4 protein-coding genes and 1 pseudogene are annotated in these 4,906 nt (G+C 45.2%); 3 read left to right on the forward strand and 2 right to left on the reverse strand.

The features are described 5' to 3' along the window. Positions 1 to 412, forward strand: a pseudogene (locus ACTF5U_RS02845) (bifunctional methylenetetrahydrofolate dehydrogenase/methenyltetrahydrofolate cyclohydrolase); the annotation flags it as partial. Between the two features lie 41 nt (positions 413 to 453). On the opposite strand, the gene cysS reads toward ACTF5U_RS02845, so the two are convergent. Then, the gene (cysS, locus tag ACTF5U_RS02850) at positions 454 to 1,845 is read right to left on the reverse strand and encodes a cysteine--tRNA ligase (protein WP_438970129.1); all 1,392 of its coding nucleotides are present in this window, start codon (positions 1,843 to 1,845) and stop codon (positions 454 to 456) included. Then, positions 1,845 to 3,518 (reverse strand): glutamine--tRNA ligase/YqeY domain fusion protein, encoded by a 1,674-nt coding sequence (locus ACTF5U_RS02855; protein ID WP_438970130.1) that lies wholly within the window; start codon positions 3,516 to 3,518, stop codon positions 1,845 to 1,847. Before ACTF5U_RS02855 ends, cysS begins: the two co-directional genes overlap by 1 nt. Before the next feature lie 275 nt (positions 3,519 to 3,793). Here ACTF5U_RS02855 and ACTF5U_RS02860 point away from each other — a divergent pair, with 275 nt between their 5' ends. Next, a complete protein-coding gene (locus tag ACTF5U_RS02860; protein ID WP_438970131.1) occupies positions 3,794 to 4,369 on the forward strand; it encodes a peptidylprolyl isomerase in 576 nt (191 codons plus the stop codon). Between the two features lie 39 nt (positions 4,370 to 4,408). Then, positions 4,409 to 4,906 (forward strand): UDP-2,3-diacylglucosamine diphosphatase (locus tag ACTF5U_RS02865; protein WP_438970132.1); only part of this gene is annotated, 498 nt, incomplete at its 3' end.

Consider the following 4,906-nt stretch of genomic DNA (forward strand, 5'->3'; position numbering starts at 1 on the left):
ATTACACAGCACTGAAGTCGACTTGAAAGGTCTGGAAGCTGTTGTTGTTGGTGCGTCTAACATCGTTGGTCGTCCGATGGCTTTGGAGTTATTACTCGCGGGCTGCACCACGACCGTCTGTCATCGTTGGACGAATAACCTTGAAGAGCAGGTTCGACGAGCAGATTTATTGGTTGTTGCTGTGGGTAAACCCGGTTTTATTCCTGGCGATTGGATTAAACCCGGTGCCATCGTGATAGATGTCGGTATCAACCGCCTTGAAAACGGCAAATTAACCGGTGATGTTGAGTTTGACAAGGCGAAAGAGAAAGCGTCATGGATTACCCCCGTTCCCGGCGGTGTCGGCCCTATGACTGTGGCAACATTATTGGAGAATACACTCTTCGCTGCCGAGCATTTGCATAAAAACTAAATCCAACACGGCTGCTTAATTAGATTAGGCAGCCGTGTTTGTTAACCTCGTCGCCAGCTGGTCTTGCCAGCGGCGTCTTCGAGCACAATACCCATATCAGTTAGCTGATCCCGAATCTCATCTGCTCGTGACCAGTTTTTATCTTCCCGTGCCTGATCTCGCTCAGCGACTAAAGCGTCAATGTTTGCAGACTCATCATCTGACGCTATATCTCCAACTAAAAATGCATCCGCGTCTTGCTGAAATAAACCTAGGACATCACCAAAAGACAATAACAAACCGGCTAAATAAGACGTTTTTTCGTGCTCGTCGTTTTCACGTGTTTTGTTCAACGCCTGACGTACATCGGCCATAACCGACAAGCCCAATGCCGTATTAAAGTCATCGTCCATTGCTTCTTTAAAACGCGAACCAAATTCCTTATCTTCCTGCCATTGAACGCCAGCTTGCGGCTTTATATCTCTCAAAGACGTATAGAATCGGGTTAACGCTGCTTTGGCTTGCTCTAATTGATCTTCAGCGTAATTGAGCGGACTGCGATAATGGCTGGATAAGATAAAGTAACGCACGGCTTCAGCAGGATATAGCGCTAAAACTTCACGGACAGTGAAAAAATTACCCAGTGATTTGGACATTTTTTCATCATCAATTCGAACAAAGCCATTGTGCATCCAGTAATTTACCGACTGGCAATCGTGTGCACCTTCGGATTGGGCAATCTCATTCTCATGATGAGGGAATTGTAAATCCTGCCCACCGCCATGAATATCGAAGTGCTCACCTAAACAATGTGCTGACATGGCAGAACATTCAATATGCCAACCGGGACGACCATTACCCCAGGGCGACTCCCAGGCTGGTTCATCCTCTTTAGCGGCTTTCCACAAAACAAAGTCCAGCGGATCCGTCTTCGCTTCATTCACAGCAACACGTTCACCGGCGCGAAGTTCATCCAAATGGCGACCGGAGAGCTTGCCGTAAGTCGCAAACTCGCTGACATCGTAGTACACGTCACCGTTATCAGCCGCATAAGCGAAACCTTTATCAATCAAGGTCTCAATCATATTGAGAATCTCGGTCATGGATTCAGTCGCTTTCGGCTCTTGGTCTGGCTTTAACACACCAAGTGCATCAGCATCTTGATGCATTTCTGCAATAAAACGTTCTGTCAGCGCCTGAATGGTTTCATTGTTTTCAGCGGCACGTTTGATGATTTTGTCATCAATATCAGTAATGTTACGCACGTAAGTGACATCATAACCACTGGCACGTAAATAACGTGTGACCACATCAAATACCACCATCACTCGGGCATGGCCAACGTGACAGAGGTCATACACTGTCATACCACAGACATACATGTTGACCTTGCCTGGCGTGATAGGTTTAAACGTCTCTTTTTGTCGAGATAGACTGTTATAGAGTTTTAGCATTACTTACTTTTTGAAATATCTTCTTTCAGACCAATGGTGAGGTTGAATACAGGCGTATCGATACTATGGTCATATCGATCACTTACAAAATAGCCTTCTCGTTCAAACTGAAAAGCCGTTTCTGGTTCACAACTGACAATGGATGGTTCAGCAATGGCTTTAATCACTGTTAACGAATCCGGATTCACATCATCGAGATAGTTACCCGTTTCTTTTCCCGGTGCTTCCGCCCTAAACAATCTGTCGTATAAGCGTAACTCAACTTCTTTACCTTCCGTCGCTGATACCCAATGAATAACGCCTCTTGGTTTCATTTCAGGTGGTGGGTTCTGACCAACCGTATCAGGCACCAACGAAGCAATCACTTCAATGATGTCACCCTTGTCGTTCTTGATGACATCGTCAGCCTTGATGACATAAGCACCGCGTAAACGCGCATAATCGCCAATCACCAGGCGCTTGAATTTTTTCCGGCTCAGGGTGGTGTCTTCAGTAAAGTCGGACGCATCGATATAAATGTCTGTAGTGAATGGCAATGAGCGCTTACCCATAGTCTCCTGCTGAGGATGATTAGGAACTTCCAACCATTCAGCGTTTTCAGGCGCGTTGGTGATGCTGACTTTTAAGGGATTCAACACACACATCGCACGCGCTGCGTTTTCATTCAAATCTTTGCGAATTTCAAATTCGAGTTGAGCAATATCAACAATACCGTCTGTTTTTGCCACGGCGAGACCATCACAAAAAGCGCGTAGCGCTTCAGCCGAATAACCGCGCCTTCTCATACCTGAAATCGTTGGCATTCTGGGATCATTCCAGCCAGCAACGATATGTTCATCGACCAGTTGTCTTAAGTTGCGTTTACTCGTCACTGTATAGTTAATATTGAGACGGCCAAACTCATACTGCTTTGGCTGCGTGGGCACTGGCAGGTTTTCAATGAACCACTCATATAAGGGACGGTGATCCTGAAATTCGAGCGTACAAATACTGTGGGTGACGCCTTCAATCGCATCGCCCTGCCCGTGAGCAAAATCATAGCTCGGATAAATACACCATGTATCACCGGTTTGGTGATGTGATTTCTTGCGAATGCGATAAAGAATCGGGTCACGCAGATTCATATTGGGCGAGGCCATATCTATTTTCGCACGAAGAACACAAAAACCCTCGTCAAAATCGCCCTGCTTCATTTTTTCAAACAAAGCCAGGTTTTCTTCTACACTGCGCTCACGAAATGGCGATTCCTTACCCGGCTTGGTCGCCCAGCCACGATATTCACTGGCTTGCTCGGCGGTAAGATCACAAACATAGGCTTTGCCTTGCTTAATGAGATGGACAGCCCAAGCGTAAAACTGCTCAAAATAGCTGGAAGCATAATGCACATCTCCAGCCCACTGAAACCCAAGCCACTGAACATCTTCCTTGATTGCTTCAATGTATTCCTGCTCTTCTTTGGCTGGATTCGTATCATCAAAGCGTAAATTACATTCGCCATCAAACTCTTCAGCCAACCCAAAATTCAGGCAGATAGACTTGGCATGTCCAATATGCAAGTAGCCATTGGGCTCAGGAGGAAAGCGGGTAACAACTTTTCCGGCCATCCTGCCAGCGTCAATATCTTCCTGAATAATGGTGCGTATAAAATTATGGTTTGCAGCAGATTCCGACATAGCGAACGATTAAACTTATATGAAAACGCGCATTATACGCTTTCATCCATGTCGGGTAATAGCACTCTTCGCTAAATAAGCTCACAAACAGACAAATTACACTACGGGTATTACCTGAAGGTGAGTAAGCTGTTGGCTCGGAAGCGAAACATATTTTTGAAATCGTTACTTACACATTATGGTCAGTTGATGCTGAAAAGTCGTTTGCTGTGTTCCCAATAAGCCTACGAATGCACTATCATGATGGTTTTAAGCTGTATTGGATTATTGCAATCATGAAATTACTCTATCGCCATCTGGCCCCCTTACTTCTTGCTTCTTTTTCTTTCTCTGCAAGCGCAGAGGGTGGTGCTGCCTCCCAGGTACAATTAGAAACTAATCACGGCAACATCGTGATTGAACTGAATAAAGACAAGGCCCCTATCACGGTTGCTAACTTTCTGAGCTACGTAGAAGACGGTTTTTATGATGGCACTATCTTCCATCGTGTTATTGAAAATTTTATGGTTCAGGGTGGCGGGTTTGACGAAAGCTTTCAGCAGAAAGAGACCAAAGCGCCTATCGAGAACGAAGCGGATAACGGTTTAAGTAATAAACGCGGTGCAGTGGCTATGGCTCGAACTAACGATCCACACTCAGCAACAGCGCAGTTTTTTATTAATACTGTTGATAACAACTTTCTTGATTTCAAAGGTAAAACGCCAAGTGGCTGGGGCTATGCCGTGTTTGGTGAAGTCGTAGAAGGCATGGATGTAGTGGATAAGATTCGTACACTTGAAACCACCATGCGTGGGCCTCATCAGGATGTGCCGGCTGAAGATGTGCTGATTATCAAAGCCACCGTTCTCTAACTAAAGATACTGCCCCTTATATCAGGGGCAGCTATTCTCATGGCGAAACTTTTTATCTCTGATCTGCATCTTAGTCCCGTCAATCCCGATTTGACGGAATTGGCCTGCGCCTTTCTTAATGAACACAAAAGCCAGGTTGAAGAAATTTATATTCTCGGGGACATCTTTAATACCTGGTTAGGTGACGATCTGGTACCGGAAGAATTTGCTGATTTTGTCTCAACCCTAAAGTCATTATCTGCTCAAGGCATCAAGCTCTATCTGATGGTCGGTAACCGTGATTTTATGCTCGGAAAAGCATTTGCAAAACGCGTCGGAGCAACCTATCTTGATGATGGCTATCTACTCAATATTGCGGGTAAGAAAACGCTGTTAATGCATGGTGACAGTCTCTGCATTGATGATGTGAGCTATCAGCGTTATCGCCGTGTTGTTAGGAATCGCTTCCTACAATACATTTTCTTAGCTTTGCCTGCCTCATTCAGACAACGTATCTCAGACAAAATTAAACAAAAAAGCCGGCAACAAAAGCAGTTC

The organism is Methylophaga sp. (assembly GCF_965655755.1).
Lineage (GTDB): Bacteria > Pseudomonadota > Gammaproteobacteria > Nitrosococcales > Methylophagaceae > Methylophaga.